Source organism: Marinobacter sp. CP1, from assembly GCF_001266795.1.
Taxonomy (GTDB): Bacteria; Pseudomonadota; Gammaproteobacteria; order Pseudomonadales; family Oleiphilaceae; genus Marinobacter; species Marinobacter flavimaris.
In genome coordinates, this window is sequence record NZ_CP011929.1 from 1,229,034 (window position 1) to 1,246,840 (window position 17,807).

The 17,807-nt window shown below is 58.3% G+C and carries 14 protein-coding genes and 1 tRNA gene; 1 reads left to right on the top strand and 14 read right to left on the bottom strand.

Annotated elements, in window-relative coordinates:
- Positions 1 to 7: 7 nt before the first annotated feature.
- The 8 genes from nusA to ftsH form a co-directional block, all read right to left on the bottom strand.
- Positions 8 to 1,501, bottom strand: a complete 1,494-nt coding sequence (gene nusA, locus ACP86_RS05845) for a transcription termination factor NusA (RefSeq protein WP_014578293.1) — start codon at positions 1,499 to 1,501, stop codon at positions 8 to 10.
- Positions 1,502 to 1,556: 55 nt separating this feature from the next.
- Positions 1,557 to 2,018 carry a ribosome maturation factor RimP gene (rimP, locus tag ACP86_RS05850; protein ID WP_008171533.1) on the bottom strand — a complete coding sequence of 154 codons (462 nt, stop codon included), beginning with the start codon at positions 2,016 to 2,018 and terminating at the stop codon, positions 1,557 to 1,559.
- A gap of 320 nt (positions 2,019 to 2,338) precedes the next feature.
- Positions 2,339 to 2,423, bottom strand: a tRNA-Leu gene (locus ACP86_RS05855).
- Between the two features lie 7 nt (positions 2,424 to 2,430).
- Positions 2,431 to 2,811 carry a preprotein translocase subunit SecG gene (gene secG / locus ACP86_RS05860; RefSeq protein WP_008171532.1) on the bottom strand — a complete coding sequence of 127 codons (381 nt, stop codon included), beginning with the start codon at positions 2,809 to 2,811 and terminating at the stop codon, positions 2,431 to 2,433.
- Positions 2,812 to 2,835: 24 nt separating this feature from the next.
- Entirely contained in the window at positions 2,836 to 3,594 is a 759-nt protein-coding gene (tpiA, locus tag ACP86_RS05865; protein WP_075267595.1) for a triose-phosphate isomerase, read from the bottom strand.
- Positions 3,595 to 3,669: 75 nt separating this feature from the next.
- Positions 3,670 to 5,013: a phosphoglucosamine mutase gene (gene glmM, locus ACP86_RS05870; RefSeq protein ID WP_008171529.1), complete on the bottom strand. Its 1,344-nt coding sequence runs from the start codon at positions 5,011 to 5,013 to the stop codon at positions 3,670 to 3,672.
- Entirely contained in the window at positions 5,013 to 5,843 is an 831-nt protein-coding gene (folP, locus tag ACP86_RS05875) for a dihydropteroate synthase (RefSeq protein ID WP_008171527.1), read from the bottom strand. Before folP ends, glmM begins: the two co-directional genes overlap by 1 nt.
- A gap of 96 nt (positions 5,844 to 5,939) precedes the next feature.
- The gene (gene ftsH / locus ACP86_RS05880; protein ID WP_169702170.1) at positions 5,940 to 7,883 is read right to left on the bottom strand and encodes an ATP-dependent zinc metalloprotease FtsH; all 1,944 of its coding nucleotides are present in this window, start codon (positions 7,881 to 7,883) and stop codon (positions 5,940 to 5,942) included.
- A 386-nt stretch (positions 7,884 to 8,269) separates the two neighbouring features.
- Here ftsH and yhbY point away from each other — a divergent pair, with 386 nt between their 5' ends.
- Positions 8,270 to 8,581, top strand: a complete 312-nt coding sequence (yhbY, locus tag ACP86_RS05885) for a ribosome assembly RNA-binding protein YhbY (RefSeq protein ID WP_008171523.1) — start codon at positions 8,270 to 8,272, stop codon at positions 8,579 to 8,581.
- A 76-nt stretch (positions 8,582 to 8,657) separates the two neighbouring features.
- Here the strand turns inward: yhbY and greA are convergent, their stop codons facing one another.
- The 6 genes from greA to dnaK all read right to left on the bottom strand — a co-directional run bounded on the left by greA (position 8,658) and on the right by dnaK (position 17,724).
- Positions 8,658 to 9,137, bottom strand: coding sequence for a transcription elongation factor GreA (greA, locus tag ACP86_RS05890; protein ID WP_075267597.1), 480 nt, complete (start codon positions 9,135 to 9,137; stop codon positions 8,658 to 8,660).
- A gap of 4 nt (positions 9,138 to 9,141) precedes the next feature.
- Entirely contained in the window at positions 9,142 to 12,360 is a 3,219-nt protein-coding gene (gene carB / locus ACP86_RS05895; RefSeq protein ID WP_053113042.1) for a carbamoyl-phosphate synthase large subunit, read from the bottom strand.
- Between the two features lie 80 nt (positions 12,361 to 12,440).
- Positions 12,441 to 13,571, bottom strand: a complete 1,131-nt coding sequence (carA, locus tag ACP86_RS05900; protein WP_008171520.1) for a glutamine-hydrolyzing carbamoyl-phosphate synthase small subunit — start codon at positions 13,569 to 13,571, stop codon at positions 12,441 to 12,443.
- 194 nt (positions 13,572 to 13,765) lie between these two features.
- Positions 13,766 to 14,566, bottom strand: a complete 801-nt coding sequence (gene dapB / locus ACP86_RS05905; RefSeq protein ID WP_053113043.1) for a 4-hydroxy-tetrahydrodipicolinate reductase — start codon at positions 14,564 to 14,566, stop codon at positions 13,766 to 13,768.
- A gap of 26 nt (positions 14,567 to 14,592) precedes the next feature.
- A complete protein-coding gene (gene dnaJ, locus ACP86_RS05910; RefSeq protein WP_014578300.1) occupies positions 14,593 to 15,720 on the bottom strand; it encodes a molecular chaperone DnaJ in 1,128 nt (375 codons plus the stop codon).
- 78 nt (positions 15,721 to 15,798) lie between these two features.
- Positions 15,799 to 17,724: a molecular chaperone DnaK gene (gene dnaK / locus ACP86_RS05915; protein ID WP_014578301.1), complete on the bottom strand. Its 1,926-nt coding sequence runs from the start codon at positions 17,722 to 17,724 to the stop codon at positions 15,799 to 15,801.
- Positions 17,725 to 17,807: the final 83 nt, after the last annotated feature.

Genomic DNA, 17,807 nt, shown 5'->3' on the forward strand with positions numbered 1-17,807 from the left:
TCCCGAATTAAGCCTGGTCTTCAAACCAGGGGGCACGTGCAGTCATGATAAGCTGACCGGCACGCTCTTCATCCATACCTTCAATCTCGAGCAGATCGCCAACCGACTGCTCTGCCAGATCTTCCATGGTGCGCACACCCATGCCGGCCAGCTTGAAGGCCAGGCTACGGTCCATGCCATCCATTCCCAGAAGATCCTCTGCCGGCTCAGCGCCTTCGAGCGCTTCCTCGCTTGCCAGGGCCTGGTTCAGCAGGACGTCCTTGGCGCGACGGCGCAGCTCGGTGACGGTTTCCTCGTCAAAACCTTCGATCGCCAGCATCTCTTCCATTGGCACATAGGCCACCTCTTCAATGGAGGTAAACCCTTCCTCGATCAGTACACCGGCAAATTCTTCATCAACGTCCAGATTGCCAGTGAAATGCTCGACAAGCCGGCTGTATTCCTGCTCCTGACGCTCACCGGCTTCTTCCTCCGTCATCACGTTCAAGGTCCAGCCGGTCAGATCGGTGGCCAGGCGAACGTTCTGACCGTTACGGCCGATTGCCTGGGCCAGGTTGTCTTCCGCCACAGCCACTTCCATGGTGTGCCGGTCTTCATCCATAACGATGGACGCCACTTCTGCAGGCGCCATGGCATTGATCACCAGCTGGGCCGGGTTGTCGTCCCACAACACGATATCAACGCGCTCACCGCCCAGCTCATTGGACACGGCCTGAACCCGGGAGCCACGCATACCAACACAGGCGCCAACGGGATCAATACGGCGATCGTTGGTCTTCACCGCAATCTTGGCCCGGGAACCGGGATCACGAGCAGCACCGCGGATCTCGATCAGATCTTCAGCAATCTCCGGCACTTCGATGCGGAACAGCTCGATCAGCATCTGCGGAGAGGTGCGACTGAGAATCAACTGGGGACCGCGGTGATCCGTACGGATCTCCAGCAGCAGCGAACGCACCCTGTCACCCATCCGGAACGTCTCGCGGGGGATCAGGAATTCGCGGGGCAGCAGCGCCTCGGCATTGGCGCCCAGATCGACAATCACGTTGTCGCGAGTAACCTTCTTGACGGTACCCGACACCAGCTCACCAACGCGGTCGCGGTAGCTGTCCACAATCTTGGTGCGTTCAGCTTCACGAACCTTCTGGAAGATAATCTGCTTGGCAGCCTGGGCGCCAATGCGGCCAAAGGCTTCGGATTCGATTTTCTCCTCGTGGATATCGCCAGGCTTCAGGGCCGGGTCGATTTCCTCGGCTTCCTGCAGGGTGAGCTCAGTGCCCAGCGCAGGAACGGCATCGTTATCCACCACCAGCCAGCGGCGGAAGGTTTCGTATTCGCCGGTTTTCCGGTCGATTGATACGCGGATATCCGCCTCTTCGTCTTCAAAGCGTTTTTTGGCAGCGGTGGCCAGTGCCAGCTCGATCGCTTCAAAAATCACATCCTTCTCGACACCTTTCTCGTTCGAGACGGATTCAACCACCAGCAAGATCTCTTTACTCATTGGATTGCCCTGCCCTTAAAATCAACTGTGCGTCCACGGACTTTATTCAAATCGCTCACTCAAATACCGGCACGATGTGGGCTTTTTCAATGCTGTCGAATGGCAGCAGATACTCGTGATCATCAACGACCACAACCACATCATCACCTTCCACGCCTTTGATCAGCCCCTGAAACTTCCGGCGACCTTCAAATGCCATCCGGAGACGAATCTGAACCTGATGACCAACAAAGGCCTCGTATTGCTCTAGACGAAACAGCGGGCGATCCATCCCCGGGGATGAGACCTCCAGTGTGTATTCGGTCTGGATGGGATCTTCCACATCCATCACACCGCTGATCTGGCGACTGACTTTCTCACAGTCGTCGACTCCGATGCCGTTTTCGGCATCGTCAATAAACACCCGTAACAGGGAATGATGGCCCTGCGAGCGGAATTCAATGCCCCAGAACTCATACCCCAGACCTTCCACCACGGGCTGAAGAATGTCTTCCAGTTGCTTAAGCTTGGCTGACAAGTTGTGCCTTCTCCGTTATCAATTTACCGGCCCCAAAAACAAAAAAAGGGCTGTTTTATCAGCCCTTTTTATGCACCAGGGCCCTTTGCGCCAGGCCCCTTAATCAAAAAGCCCCTGACAATGGGGCCTTTTGTTGCAAGAACTCGCAGGAAGCAAACCGGTGTACCGCTTCCTGCTGACAGACACCTGGCCTGCCAGAAACCCGCCAGCACCAAGCGGCAGGTCCCAATATCCGCCGGAGTATAGAGACGCCGGACAGACTGGTCAAGGACTGACCAAAAAAAACGGCCTGGAAACTCCAAGCCGTTTTTCTTCTAATATGGTGCCCGGGGCCGGACTCGAACCGGCACGGCTTTCGCCACTACCCCCTCAAGATAGCGTGTCTACCAGTTTCACCACCCGGGCAACATTCTTACTCGAGTTCAGGGAGATCAGACTCCCCACCCTCGGCTTCGCTGGCTGCGGCTTCGCCATTGTCAGCAGCGGTATCAGCAGGGGCTGCGCTGCTGGATTCCTGAACAACAGGAATACCGGCTTCGCCTGCCACTTCGGCACGCTGCTTGGCAAAAATCGCCAGCGAGAAACTTGTTACAAAAAATACCACTGCGAGCAGAGTCGTGAAGCGGGTGAGAAAGCTACCGCTACCCTGACTACCAAACACAGTCTGCGATGCACCACCACCAAAGGCAGCGCCGGCATCTGCGCCTTTGCCCTGCTGGATCAGCACCAGACCCACCAGCGCCACCGCGATCACCACGTGCACAACGACTACCAGCGTTTCTACCCAATCCATAACGACTCTCGCGAACCTTTAAATTCAGGTACCCGCCGGAACACTCCGGCAAATACTTACAAAATCTTCTGCTTTGAGCGACGCTCCGCCGATCAAACCGCCGTCAATATCCGGCTCGGCAAAAAGAGCGGCTGCATTATCCGCTTTTACACTGCCCCCGTAAAGGAGGGAAATCTCATTGGCCGGCGCGCCCATCTCTGAAAGCACCTGCCGAATCGACGCATGCATTGCCTGCGCGTCCTGTGCCGTAGCGGTTTTACCTGTTCCGATCGCCCAGACAGGCTCATAGGCAACCACTACACGCTGCCACTGCTCGCTTGTGACCGTCGCAAGGCCGGCCTTTACCTGGGCGGCAACAACGGTCTCGGCCTTACCAGCCTCACGCTCTTCCAGGGTTTCACCAACACAAACCATGGCCTGGAGCCCGGAAGCGAGAATGCGACCGACTTTTTCGGCCACTGCAGCGTCTGTCTCAGCGAAGAGCTGGCGACGTTCGGAATGACCGACCAAGACGTATTGACAGCCCTGATCCAACGCCATGTCCGCGGAAATCTCACCGGTGTAGGCTCCGGACGCCCATTGCGCCACGTTCTGAACACCGACCGACAGTACATCGCCTGCGCTGGCAACTACGCCCGGGACGTAAATAGCGGGAGGAATGATAACAACCTCAACGCCATTATCAAGAGAGGCCGCCTGGGATCGCACATCGCTTACCAGCGTTTGTGCCAGGTCTTTTGACCCGTTCATTTTCCAGTTTCCGGCTACAATCTTCCGACGCATAACAGTTCCCGAACGTTAGGGAGGGCGAACTATACAGCACTCCCTCCCGGCAGACAACCGCCTGAAAACACAAAATTAAGCGGTGGATTTCTCCACAACTTTTGCCAGTTCCTCGACTACCCGAAGAATCTCGCTGGCGTCCTGCCCCTCCGCCATCACACGGATCAGCGGCTCTGTGCCAGAAGCCCTCAACAGAATCCTGCCGGAACTGCCCAGCTCGGTTTCGGCCTTGCGCACCGCAGCTACGATATCATCACGACTGAACGGATCGAAACGCTGCGCCACCCGAACGTTGATCATTTTCTGGGGGAGCTTGCTCATCCCCTTCCGCAGATCCGCAAGGGTTTTCCCGGACTTCCACACTGAAAGAAGGACCTGCAGCGCCGAAACAATACCATCACCGGTACTGGTGCAGTCGCGGATAACCATGTGGCCAGAGCCTTCGCCACCGAGCACCCAGTTGTTGGCGAGCAGCCGCTCCATCACGTAACGGTCGCCGACTTTTGCACGCTCGAACTCGATTCCGATTTCATTCAAAGCAAGCTCGACACCCAGATTGGTCATCAGCGTACCGACCACACCGCCTTTCAGGCGATCCTCGGCAAAGCGTTGGGACGCGATGACGTAGAGCAGCTCATCGCCGTCGACCTCGGATCCGTCCCGATCCACCATCAGAACCCGATCGCCATCCCCATCGAATGCGATCCCCAGATCAGCGTTTTTTTCGATCACTGCTGCCTTGAGCGCCTGCAGATGAGTGGAGCCAACGTTAAGGTTGATATTGAGCCCATCGGGATCGCCACCGATAACCGAAACCTTGGCCCCAAGCTCCCGAAATACCTTGGGGGCCACGTGATAGGTGGCGCCATGGGCACAGTCCAATACGATATTCATGCCGTCGAGCGTAAACTCATTGGGCACAGTGCTCTTGCAGAATTCCACATACCGGCCCGGCGCGTCGTCAACGCGGGAGGCCTTGCCCAGCTCAGTCGGGCCACAAACCTCAATGGGCTTGTCCAGCCAGCGCTCGATCTCGGCTTCAAGAGCATCGTCCAGCTTGGTGCCGGCCGCTGAGAAGAACTTGATGCCGTTGTCGTGGTGGGGATTGTGGGAGGCGCTGATCACAATGCCGGCCGAAGCGCGGAAAGTGCGAGTCAGGTAAGCGATTGCCGGCGTTGGCATCGGACCAAGCAGCTTTACATCCACACCCGCCGCCGCAAGGCCAGCCTCAAGGGCCGACTCAAACATGTAACCGGACAGGCGAGTATCCTTGCCGATCAGTACGCTGTTGCGCTGACCATCGCGCTTGAAGGCCTGGCCCGCAGCCCAGCCAAGTTTCAGCATGAATTCCGGCGTTATCGGAAACTCACCCACGTGCCCGCGAATACCGTCCGTACCAAAGTACTTTCTCTCGGACATTAACCTGCCTCCTTCACTGCCGCCACCACACGGATAGCGTCCACTGTTTCCCTGACATCGTGCACACGAATAATACTGGCACCCTTCATGGCCGCTATTGTCGCGGCCGCAAGGCTCGCAGGCAACCTTTCATTCACCTCACGGCCAGTGATATGGCCCAACATGGACTTCCTGGAAACGCCAACCAGCAGGGGATGCCCGAGGATGTGCATCTGCTCAAGGGAGGCCAGCAACTGCAGGTTGTGCTCAAGGCTTTTCCCAAAACCGAAGCCGGGATCCAGCAGGATGTTTTCAGGGCGAATTCCGGCCTGCTCCGCAACGCGGATGCGCTCGGTCAGAAAAGCACTGACTTCCCGACGCACATTCCGGTACTCGGGACGATCCTGCATGGTATCCGGCTCCCCCTGGATGTGCATGATGCAAACCGGTATGCCCGCTTTTGCAGCCACTTCCGGAGCACCGTCACGCTGCAGGGCCCGCACATCATTGATCAGGCCGGCCCCGAGTTTTGCCGTTTCAGCCATCACTTCCGGCGCACTGGTGTCTACCGAGATAACCGCGTCGAGCTCCCGGGCTGCTGCCTCAACCACCGGGCAGACCCGGTCCAGCTCTTCCTGCAACGACACGGGCGTGGCACCCGGGCGCGTGGATTCGCCACCGATGTCGATAAACGTGGCGCCATCGGCAACCATCTGCCTGGCCCGGACGAGAGCCGCATCCGGCCGGTTATATTGGCCACCATCGGAAAACGAATCCGGTGTTACATTCAGAACGCCCATCACGTGGCAGCGGGACATATCCAGTTCCCGCCCGGCAAAATTCATTTTCATGGCAAACCTTTTTTCACAATGACAAAAACAAACGCCGCCCGGAATCCGGGCGGCGCAGGGAACTACACTCTTTTTATAACCAAAAGCTGCTAGCCGTCAGTGTTCTCCGGCCGGCCGGCCAACGCCGGGATGACGACCGTCATCGGAAGCCTTTGGCTCCGGCGCCGTCTCAGGCTCGTCGGCCTTGACGCCACCAGCGGGACCACTGTCTCCCCAACCTTTCGGCGGGCGAGGTGTGCGGCCTTCCATGATGTCATCAATCTGGTGACGATCGATGGTTTCGTACTTCATCAACGCGTCGGCCATCATGTCGAGCTTGTCCCGGTTATCGACCAGAATCTGCTTGGCTTTTTCGTAGCAGCTGTCGATGATGTTGCGAACTTCCTCATCAATGCGCTGGGCCGTTTCCGGTGAGTACACCGTCTGGGACTGACCCGCAGACCGGCCGAGGAACGGCTCTTCGCTGTCGGTATCATACTGCAACGGACCCAGCTTCTCGGACAGACCCCAACGGGTCACCATGTTGCGGGCCAGACTGGTCGCCCGCTCGATGTCATTCGACGCACCGGTCGTCACACCATCAAAGCCCAGCGTCAGTTCTTCCGCGATGCGGCCACCGAACAGACTGCAGATCGAGCTGATCAGGAAGCGCTTGCTATGGCTGTACTTGTCTTCCTCGGGGAGGAACATGGTGACACCCAGAGCGCGGCCGCGCGGAATGATGCTCACCTTGTACACCGGATCGTGCTCCGGCATCAGACGACCCACAATAGCGTGGCCAGACTCGTGGTAAGCCGTATTCCGCTTTTCTTTCTCGCTCATCACCATGGACTTGCGCTCGGCGCCCATCATGATCTTGTCTTTGGCAAGCTCGAACTCTTCCATGGACACGAGACGCTGGTTGCGACGGGCCGCGAAGAGCGCCGCCTCGTTGACCAGGTTTGCGAGGTCCGCACCGGAGAATCCGGGCGTGCCACGAGCGATCAGAACCGGCTCTACGCCATCCGCCAGGGGCACTTTTTTCATGTGCACCTTGAGGATCTGCTCACGACCAATGATGTCTGGCAGGCCAACAACAACCTGACGGTCGAAACGGCCCGGGCGCAACAGTGCCGGGTCGAGAACGTCGGGACGGTTAGTAGCGGCAATTACGATAACGCCTTCATTACCCTCAAAACCGTCCATCTCAACGAGCAGCTGGTTGAGCGTCTGTTCACGCTCGTCATGACCGCCACCCATGCCGGCGCCACGGTGGCGACCAACAGCATCGATCTCGTCGATGAAGATAATGCAGGGGCTTTGCTTCTTGGCCTGTTCGAACATGTCACGAACCCGGGAAGCACCCACGCCCACGAACATTTCGACAAAGTCAGAACCGGAGATGGAGAAGAAGGGCACCTTGGCTTCGCCGGCAATAGCCTTGGCGAGCAGGGTTTTACCCGTACCCGGCTGACCAACCATCAGGACACCTTTGGGGATGCTGCCGCCAAGACGCTGGAATTTGCTGGGATCTCGCAGGAAATCCACCAGTTCCTTAACATCTTCCTTGGCTTCATCAACACCGGCCACGTCCGCGAAGGTGGTCTTGATCTGGTCTTCGCTCATCAGACGCGCTTTACTCTTGCCGAACGACATGGGGCCTTTGCCGCCACCGCCGCCCTGCATCTGGCGCATGAAGAACACAAACAGTGCGATGATGATCAGTATCGGAAACGCGGCTACCAGAAGCTGTGTCCACAGGCTCTGGCGCTCAGGCTCCTTACCGATAACCTCAACGTTGTTCGCGAGCAGATCGTCCATCAGCTTGTTGTCAGACACTTGAGGACGGATTGTCTGGAACTGGGAGCCGTCACCACGGGTACCCTGAACCTGCAACCCATCGATTGTGACCTGACGGACCTGGCCTTCCTGGACCATCTCCACAAACTGGGAATAGTTGACTTGTTGGCCGGTGGTGGTGGGAGAAAAGTTCTGAAACACCATCAGCAGCACGGCGGCTATAATTAGCCAGAGAACCAGATTTTTTGCCATATCGTTCAAGGATCATCACCTGTGAATTGTAGGGTTAACCTTTCTCAAAGCACCCTTTTCTGACACCTTACACCAATTGTACGCCCGTCCACCAGAAACGGCCCATCCGTATCGGCCACACGCAGCACACAGTTTTTTAATGAAAAGTCGCCTTAACCTTCATATTGGGCGCCATATCTGAAATTACAACAGCAACCCTCAATACGCCCCCAATTCCGCGAACCTTTTGACCCTTGCCACCCGGGTTGGTTCCTTCTGCTTGCTGCCCCCACGTCGATACGTGTTAACGGCCATTCTTACAGCGGAACGATCTGTTACAATTCGTCGATTATACGTTCAAGTCAGCCTTTCCGCCGCTGACCTTTTGTTAATTGCACCAATAAAGAGATTACATCATGAGTCTTTCACCGGAACAGCGCCGGGAATACCGGGCGATTGCCCACAACCTCAAGCCCGTCATCATTGTTGGCGACAAAGGCCTTTCCGAGGGACTGCAGGAAGAACTCGAGCGCGCACTGAATGATCATGAGCTGATCAAGATCAAGGTGGCGAGCCAAGACCGGGAAACCCGGCACGAGGCGATCACCGCGCTGTGCGAATCCTCTGGCGCCGAGCTCGTCCAGACCATCGGCAAGATCGCCGTCATACTGCGCCGGGCCAAAAAGCCGAACCCCAAGCTCTCCAACCTGTTGCGCCACAAACACTGATCCGCCCGGAACCCAGAAACAGAAAAGCCGGCTCGGGAAAACCCCAGCCGGCTTTTTTCGTTCAGCACAGACGAGATCAGATGTACTCGACCTGCTCAATCTCGTATTCCACGGTACCGGAAGGCACGCGAATGGCGACCACATCGCCCTCGCTCTTGCCTACCAGCGCCCGCGCAATCGGTGAGGAAATCGACAGCTTGCCTGCCTTGATATCCGCCTCATCCTCACCAACGATCTTGTAGATCACCTGTTCGTCCGTATCCATGTTAAGCAGGTGTACCGTGGTGCCGAAGATCACCTTGCCGGTATTCTCGATGGTGGTCACATCGATTACCTGAGCGGCTGAAAGCTTGCCCTCGATTTCCTGGATACGGCCTTCAATAAAGCTCTGCTGCTCGCGGGCAGCATGATATTCAGCGTTCTCTTTCAGGTCGCCGTGCTCCCGGGCATCGGCAATCGCCGCAATAACCCGGGGACGATCCTCGGACTTCAGCTTCTGAAGCTCCTCGCGGAGGCGGGTCTCGCCCGCCTTTGTCATCGGTACTCTGTCAGCCATAGTCTCACTTTCCTGCGTGAAGATCCTGGAGGCGGCGTACAGTGCGCTCCGGGCCGAACTTGATGGCCCGGCAGAAGGCTTCGCCGCCCGCCAGTGTTGTTGTGTAGGTTACCTTGGTCTGCAACGCCGACTGGCGGATCTGGGCCGAGTCGGAAATGGCCTTGCGACCTTCAGTGGTATTGATGATCAGCTGAACCTGTCCGTTCTTGATGGCGTCCACAATATGCGGACGGCCTTCACGGACCTTGTTCACCCGATCAACCTCGATTCCGGCCTCTTTCAGGGCCTTGGCGGTGCCGGTGGTAGCCACAAGCTTGAAGCCGGCTTCGACCAGATCCCGGGCCACTTTTGCGGCGCCGGGCTTGTCAACATCCCGCACAGACATGAACGCAGTGCCCTTGGCCGGCAGACGCTCACCAACAGCCAACGCGGCTTTGGCGAAGGCTTCGTCGAAGCTGTCACCCAGGCCCATGACCTCACCGGTCGATTTCATTTCCGGCCCAAGGATCGGATCCACCGCCGGGAACTTGTTGAACGGGAACACCGACTCTTTCACCGCATAATAGCTGGGGATGATTTCCTGGGTGAACTCCAGCTCTTTGAGGGTCTTGCCAGCCATCACCCGGGCCGCCACCTTGGCCAGGGACACACCGATGGCCTTGGACACGAACGGCACGGTACGCGAGGCCCGCGGGTTTACCTCGATCACGTAGATCTCGCCGTCCTGCCAGGCCAGCTGCACGTTCATCAGACCGACCACATCCAGCTCGATGGCCATCTTCTTGACGGCATCGCGCATTTCGTCCTGAACCTGCTGGGACAGGGTGTAAGGCGGCAGTGAACAGGCGGAGTCACCGGAGTGAACGCCGGCCTGCTCAATGTGCTGCATGATGCCTCCAATCACTACGTCTTTACCGTCGGAGATGGCGTCGATGTCCACCTCGATGGCGGCGTTCAGGAAGTGGTCTAGCAACACCGGGCTGTCGTTCGAGACCAGCACTGCATTGCGCATGTAGCGAACCAGTTCTTCCTCGTCATAAACGATTTCCATGGCACGGCCACCCAGAACGTAGGAGGGACGTACCACCAGCGGGTAACCGATTTCCCGGGCCGCCAGGATGCCTTCCTCGTGACTACGCACGGTGGCGTTTTCCGGCTGCTTCAGGCCCAGGCGGGTGATCATCTGCTGGAACCGTTCCCGGTCCTCGGCACGGTCAATGGCGTCCGGGCTGGTGCCGATGATCGGCACACCGGCCGCTTCCAGGCCACGGGCCAGTTTCAGCGGGGTCTGGCCGCCGTACTGCACAATCACGCCCTTGGGCTTCTCGACGTGAATGATTTCCAGCACGTCTTCCAGGGTGATCGGCTCGAAGTACAACCGGTCGGAGGTGTCGTAGTCGGTGGACACGGTCTCCGGGTTGCAGTTGATCATGATGGTTTCGTAGCCGTCTTCACGCATGGCCAGGGCCGCATGCACACAGCAGTAATCGAACTCGATGCCCTGGCCGATCCGGTTAGGGCCACCACCGATCACCACGATCTTCTCGCGGTCGCTGGCGTCCGACTCGCACTCTTCCTCATAGGTGGAGTACATGTACGCGGTGTCGGAGGCAAACTCGGCAGCGCAGGTATCCACGCGCTTGTACACCGGGCGGATATCCAGATCGTGGCGCAGCTTGCGCAGGCTTACCTCGGAGATGCCCAGCAGTTTCGCCAGGCGGGCATCGGAGAAGCCCTTGCGCTTGAGACGGAACAGGGTGGCCTGGTCAATGTCGGCCTTACCGGCACTCTTCAGCGCCTGCTCTTCCCTGATCAGGTCCTCGATCTGCACCAGGTACCAGGGATCCACGTGGGTATGCTCGTGCAGGTCCTCCACCGTCATGCCAGCCCGGAAAGCGTCGCCGATGTACCAGATGCGGTCGGCACCGGGCACGTTCAGTTCGCGGGTCAGGGTTTCCCGGGAATTCTCGGAATCCAGGTCTTCGAGTTTCTCGTCAAAGCCTTCGGAACCCACTTCCAGGCCGCGCAGGGCTTTCTGCAGGGATTCCTGGAAGGTGCGGCCAATGGCCATGACCTCACCCACGGATTTCATCTGGGTGGTCAGGCGGGCGTCGGCCTGGGGGAATTTCTCGAAGGTGAACCGGGGGATCTTGGTGACCACGTAGTCGATGGACGGCTCGAACGAAGCCGGGGTGACGCCGCCGGTGATTTCGTTGCGCAGCTCGTCCAGGGTGTAGCCCACTGCCAGCTTGGCCGCGACCTTGGCGATCGGGAAGCCGGTGGCCTTGGAGGCCAGCGCCGAAGAGCGGGACACCCGGGGGTTCATCTCGATGACGACCATGCGGCCGGTGTCCGGATTCATGCCGAACTGCACGTTGGAGCCGCCGGTTTCCACACCGATCTCACGCAGGACTGCCAACGAGGCGTTCCGCATGATCTGGTATTCCTTGTCGGTGAGGGTCTGGGCCGGGGCCACGGTGATGGAGTCACCGGTGTGCACACCCATGGCATCGAAGTTCTCGATGGCGCAGACGATGATGCAGTTGTCGTTTTTATCCCGGACAACTTCCATCTCGTACTCTTTCCAGCCGATCAGGGATTCGTCAATCAGCAGTTCGTTGGTCGGGGACAGGTCCAGACCACGAGTACAGATTTCCTCGAACTCGTCGCGGTTGTAGGCGATACCGCCGCCGGAGCCGCCCATGGTGAAAGACGGGCGGATGATGCACGGGAAGCCGATGTCGTCAGCCACTTTCCAGGCTTCTTCCATAGAGTGGGCAATCGTGGCCCGCGGACACTCGAGGCCGATCTTCTTCATGGCCTTGTCGAAGCGGTCCCGGTCTTCGGCTTTATCAATGGTGTCGGCGTTGGCGCCGATCATTTCCACGCCGTGCTTTTCCAGAATGCCGTGGCGCTCGAGGTCCAGGGCGCAGTTCAGCGCGGTCTGGCCGCCCATGGTGGGCAACAGCGCATCCGGCTGCTCTTTCTCGATGATCTTCTCGACGGTCTTCCAGGTGATCGGCTCGATGTAGGTGGCATCGGCCATGACCGGGTCGGTCATGATGGTTGCCGGGTTGGAGTTAACCAGAATAACCCGGTAACCCTCTTCGCGCAGCGCCTTGCAGGCCTGGGCTCCGGAGTAATCAAACTCGCACGCCTGCCCGATCACGATGGGGCCGGCGCCCAGGATCAGGATGCTTTGGATGTCGGTACGTTTTGGCATGTCTTGGTAAACCTGTCAGCAACTTTTGAATTCTGGCAGCGCAACACGCGGCGCCCGTGAGCTTTCCGTAGCGATCGGTCTCAGGCCGATCGCGCCTCCATCAGGCGGATAAACTCGTCAAACAGCGGGGCCACATCATGGGGGCCGGGGCTGGCTTCCGGGTGGCCCTGGAAGCTGTAGGCCGGCTTGTCGGTCCGGCGAATGCCCTGCAGGGTGCCGTCAAACAGGGACTTGTGAGTCGCCTCGACATTGGCCGGCAGAGTTGCCTCATCCACGGCAAACCCGTGGTTCTGGCTGGTGATCATCACGGTGCCGGTGGCGATATCCTGAACCGGATGGTTGGCTCCGTGGTGGCCATGCCCCATCTTCATGGTCTTGGCACCGCTGGCCAGGGCCAGCAACTGGTGCCCCAGACAGATACCAAACACCGGAATCTCGGTTTCCAGCACTTCCTTGATGGCGGTGATGGCGTAATCACAGGGCTCGGGGTCCCCGGGACCATTGGACAGGAACACACCGTCCGGGTTCATCGCCAGAACCTCGGAGGCCGGAGTCTGCGCCGGCACCACGGTGATGTCGCAGCCCCGGGAGGCGAGCATGCGCAGGATGTTCAGCTTGACGCCGTAATCCCAGGCAACCACCTTGAACCGTGATTCCTCACGCTCACCGTAACCCTCGCCCAGGGTCCACTCCGTCTCTTTCCAGGACCAGATCTTGTCGGAGGTAACCTCTTTTGCCAGATCCATACCCTTGAGGCCCGGGAAGGCTTTTGCCAGTTCCAGAGCCCGCTCGGCAGTGGCGTTTTCACCGGCAACGATGGCACCGTTCTGGGAGCCCTTGTCCCGGAGGATGCGGGTCAGACGGCGGGTATCGATGTCGGCGATCCCAACAATGTTGTTGCTTCGCAGGTAATCGTCCAGAGTTCCCTTGCTACGCCAGCTGCTGGCCAGCAGAGGCAGATCGCGGATAATCAGGCCGGCGGCCTGGATGCGGTCTGACTCAATGTCTTCTTCGTTCACACCGGTGTTACCGATATGCGGGTAGGTCAGGGTCACGATCTGGCGGGAGTAGGACGGGTCGGTCAGGATTTCCTGGTAGCCGGTCATGGCGGTGTTGAACACCACTTCGCCGCTGGTTTCTCCGTCAGCGCCGATGGCTGTGCCGTAGAACAGGCTTCCGTCTGCGAGTGCAAGGATTGCTGGTGTGCTCAAGGCTTGTATCCTCATCGAGTGGCGTATCGGTTCGTCACGAACAGGAACGCAAGCGCAAATTCAGGTTGCAAAAAAGCGAGACGGAGTCTTAACTCGGTCCCGCTTTTTCAGAATCTTTGTGCAAAGGTACGCTTGGTGCAGTCAAACCGCCTTATTGTAAAAAATATGGCGCTTTGTGTCCACGAGAAATGGCCTCACTTGAGGTCCAGCACGTCCTGCATATCATAAAGCCCGGCCGGCTTATCCTTCAGCCATAAAGCGGCCCGCATGGCACCCTTGGCAAAGGTCATCCGGCTGCTTGCCTTGTGGGTCACCTCGATACGCTCACCCTCGGTGGCGAACAAGACGGTGTGATCACCGACCACATCACCCGCCCGAATGGTTTCGAAACCGATTTCCTTGCGGGTTCGTTCGCCGGTGAAGCCCTCACGACCATAGACGGCACACTCTTTCAGGTCACGACCGAGGGCATCGGCAACAACTTCACCCATGCGCAGGGCCGTTCCCGAGGGCGCGTCTTTCTTGTGCCGGTGATGGGCTTCGATGATCTCCACGTCGTAGTCGTCACCCAGGGTTGCGGCGGCGGTGCGCAGCAGGTTGAGGACGACGTTAACACCCACACTCATGTTGGGCGCAAACACCACCGGCGTGGACTCGGCGGCCAGGGCCAGTTGCTGCTTTTCGGCGTCGGACATGCCGGTAGTGCCGATCACGAGCATCTTGCCGTTGGCCTTGCAGAACTCGGCGTTTTCCAGGGTCAGGTCCGGGAAGGTGAAGTCGACAAGCACATCGAAATCATCCTTCACATCGGCCAGGCTGCCGGCCATTTTGACGCCGGTTTTGCCGATCCCGGTCATTTCGCCGGCATCGGCGCCGATCAGGCTACTGCCGGGCTCGACCACGGCGGCACCCAGCTCGAGACCCTCAGTGCCGTCAACCGCTTCGATCAGGACTTTTCCCATGCGCCCGGCGGCGCCGATGATTGCTACCCTCATGCTCGCGTTCCTTCTTGTCGCGCCGATCAGAATTTCATTTCGTCGAAGAAGCTTTTCACACCTTCAAACCAGGAGGTCTTCTTCGGGCCGTGCTCTGTGCCGTTACTGGCATCCAGAGTTTTCTGGAACTCTTCCAGCAGCTCTTTCTGGCGCTTGGTCAGATTCACCGGCGTTTCCACGATCACACGGCACAGCAAGTCACCAGCAGGACCACCACGAACCGGGCTGACACCCTTGTTACGCAGACGGAACAGCTTTCCGGTCTGGGTCTCCGGTGGAATCTTCAGTTTCACCCGGCCATCCAGTGTCGGCACCTCGAGCTCTCCACCCAGGGAGGCATCAACGATGCTGATGGGAACTTCGCAATAGAGGTTGCGGCCATCGCGGGTAAAGATGGAATGTTCCCGCACGGCTATCTGCACATACAGATCTCCGGGAGGACCACCATCGACGCCCATCTCGCCTTCACCGGAAAGGCGAATGCGGTCACCGGTGTCAACGCCGGGCGGCACCTTGACCGACAGTGTTTTCTCTTCCTGAACCCTGCCCTGGCCGTGACAGGCCTTACAGGGGTTCTTGATGATCTGGCCGGAGCCCCGACAGGTCGGACAGGCCTGCTGTACGGTAAAGAAGCCCTGCTGCATGCGCACCTGCCCCATACCCTTACAGGTACTGCAGGTTTCCGGGCGGGAGCCTTTCTCGGCGCCGCTGCCGTCGCATACTTCACATTCGCGATGCCCCGGGATCTTGATCTGGACCGTCTTGCCTTTCACGGCCTCTTCCAGATCCAGCTCCAGGGTGTAGCGCAGGTCCGCACCCCGGGTGTTGCGGCCACGACCGCCGCCACCAAAGATGTCGCCGAATACATCGCCGAAGATATCCGAGAAGCTGGCACCGCCGCCTCCGAATCCGCCGCCACCGGCCTGGCCGTCAACGCCGGCGTGGCCGAACTGGTCGTAGGCAGCCCGCTTGGACGGCTCTGCCAGTACTTCGTAGGCTTCGCTGGCCTCCTTGAACTTGTTCTCGGCTTCGGTGTCGTCCGGGTTACGGTCGGGGTGGTACTTCATGGCGAGCTTTCGGTAGGCTCGCTTGATTTCCTTCTCGTCCGCGTCCCGGGAAATCCCGAGAATCTCGTAATAATCGCGCTTGGCCATGCTTTTAAAACCCTGTTTTTAAACGCGGAAAACGCGGGGATCTCCCCGCGTTTTCCAACTACCTGATGTACGTCAGATTTATCGCTTGTCGTCGTCTTTGACTTCTTCGAACTCAGCGTCGACAGCATCGTCAGACTTCTGGCCCTGGGCTTCTTCCTGCCCACCGGCCTGCTGGGTCTGATCCGCCTGATCTGCATACATCTTCTGGGCCAGCTCGGAAGAGACCTCGGTCAGCTTCTGAGTCTTGGCTTCGATGTCTTCCTTGTCGGAACCTTCCAGAGCGGTTTCAAGCTCCTTGATGGACGCTTCGATGGATTCTTTCTCGCTGTCGCTGACCTTGTCACCGGCTTCGTTCAATGTCTTGCGAACGGCGTGAACCATCGCGTCGCCCTGGTTGCGAACCTGGACAAGCTCTTCGAACTTGCGATCTTCCTCGGCGTTGGCCTCGGCGTCCTGAACCATCTTCTCGATTTCGTCATCGTTCAGACCGGAAGAGGCCTTGATCACGATCGACTGTTCTTTACCGGTCGCCTTGTCTTTGGCGGACACGTTCAGGATACCGTTGGCGTCGATATCGAAGGTAACTTCAATCTGCGGCACACCACGCGCTGCCGGCGGAATATCAGCCAGATCGAAACGGCCCAGCGATTTGTTCTGGGCAGCCTGCTTACGCTCACCCTGAACCACGTGGATGGTTACCGCGGTCTGGTTGTCGTCCGCTGTGGAGAACGTCTGCGACTTCTTGGTCGGAATCGTGGTGTTCTTGTCGATCAGCGGAGTTGCCACACCGCCCATGGTTTCAATACCCAGGGTCAGCGGGGTTACGTCCAGCAGCAGAACGTCCTTCACATCACCGGAGAGAACGGCCGCCTGGATGGCAGCACCCATCGCCACAGCTTCGTCCGGGTTAACGTCCTTGCGAGCTTCTTTGCCGAAGAACTCTTTCACTTTTTCCTGCACCAGCGGCATGCGGGTCTGACCGCCGACCAGGATAACCTCGTCGACTTCGCCTGCCTTCATGCCTGCGTCCTGCAGCGCCACTTTACACGGCTCGAGGCTGCGCTGAACCAGGTCTTCTACCAGAGATTCCAGCTTGGCACGGGTCAGCTTCACGTTCATGTGCTTGGGACCAGACGCGTCTGCGGTGATGTACGGCAGGTTAACGTCGGTCTGCTGGCTGCTGGAAAGCTCGATCTTGGCTTTCTCGCCCGCTTCCTTCAGACGCTGCATCGCCAGGGAATCGCCGCGCAGGTCGATACCGCTGTCTTTCTTGAACTGGTCTGCCAGGTACTCGATGATCTTCAGGTCGAAGTCTTCACCACCCAGGAAGGTGTCACCGTTGGTGGCCAGAACCTCGAACTGGTGCTCACCGTCAACATCGGCAATTTCGATGATGGACAGGTCAAAGGTACCACCGCCCAGGTCATATACCGCCACGGTACGATCGCCGCTCTTCTTGTCCAGGCCATAAGCCAGGGCTGCTGCGGTCGGCTCGTTGATAATCCGCTTCACTTCCAGACCGGCGATCTTGCCTGCATCTTTGGTAGCCTGACGCTGGCTGTCGTTGAAGTAGGCCGGAACAGTGATGACGGCTTCGGTCACTTTTTCGCCCAGGTAGTCTTCTGCAGTCTTCTTCATCTTCTTGAGAACTTCTGCAGACACCTGCGGCGGCGCCATTTTCTCGCCCTTCACTTCAACCCAGGCATCACCGTTGTCTGCCTTGGCAATCTTGTAGGGCACCATCTTGATGTCTTTCTGGACCACATCGTCTTCAAAACGACGACCGATCAGACGCTTGATGGCGTACAGAGTGTTGTTCGGGTTGGTAACCGCCTGGCGCTTGGCTGACTGGCCAACCAGGGTCTCACCATCGTCGGTGTAGGCGATGATGGACGGGGTGGTGCGATCACCCTCGGCGTTCTCGATTACCTTCACCTTGTCGCCATCCATGATGGCTACACAAGAGTTGGTCGTTCCCAGGTCGATACCGATAATCTTGCTCATTGAGTCACTCCAATTCTTCTGAATGCTTTCCAGGAGGCCATTTGCCTCCGCTTTCGCTATTTACTGGCTATATTGGCGCTTTA

What these genes read in the sequence shown, in the direction of transcription:
- nusA (WP_014578293.1), bottom strand. Translation starts at nt 1,501, where the DNA reads ATGAGTAAAGAGATCTTGCTGGTGGTTGAATCCGTCTCGAACGAGAAA.
- secG (WP_008171532.1), bottom strand. Translation starts at nt 2,811, where the DNA reads ATGGATTGGGTAGAAACGCTGGTAGTCGTTGTGCACGTGGTGATCGCG.
- tpiA (WP_075267595.1), bottom strand. Translation starts at nt 3,594, where the DNA reads ATGCGTCGGAAGATTGTAGCCGGAAACTGGAAAATGAACGGGTCAAAA.
- glmM (WP_008171529.1), bottom strand. Translation starts at nt 5,013, where the DNA reads ATGTCCGAGAGAAAGTACTTTGGTACGGACGGTATTCGCGGGCACGTG.
- folP (WP_008171527.1), bottom strand. Translation starts at nt 5,843, where the DNA reads ATGAAAATGAATTTTGCCGGGCGGGAACTGGATATGTCCCGCTGCCAC.
- yhbY (WP_008171523.1), top strand. Translation starts at nt 8,270, where the DNA reads ATGAGTCTTTCACCGGAACAGCGCCGGGAATACCGGGCGATTGCCCAC.
- greA (WP_075267597.1), bottom strand. Translation starts at nt 9,137, where the DNA reads ATGGCTGACAGAGTACCGATGACAAAGGCGGGCGAGACCCGCCTCCGC.
- carB (WP_053113042.1), bottom strand. Translation starts at nt 12,360, where the DNA reads ATGCCAAAACGTACCGACATCCAAAGCATCCTGATCCTGGGCGCCGGC.
- dapB (WP_053113043.1), bottom strand. Translation starts at nt 14,566, where the DNA reads ATGAGGGTAGCAATCATCGGCGCCGCCGGGCGCATGGGAAAAGTCCTG.
- dnaJ (WP_014578300.1), bottom strand. Translation starts at nt 15,720, where the DNA reads ATGGCCAAGCGCGATTATTACGAGATTCTCGGGATTTCCCGGGACGCG.
- dnaK (WP_014578301.1), bottom strand. Translation starts at nt 17,724, where the DNA reads ATGAGCAAGATTATCGGTATCGACCTGGGAACGACCAACTCTTGTGTA.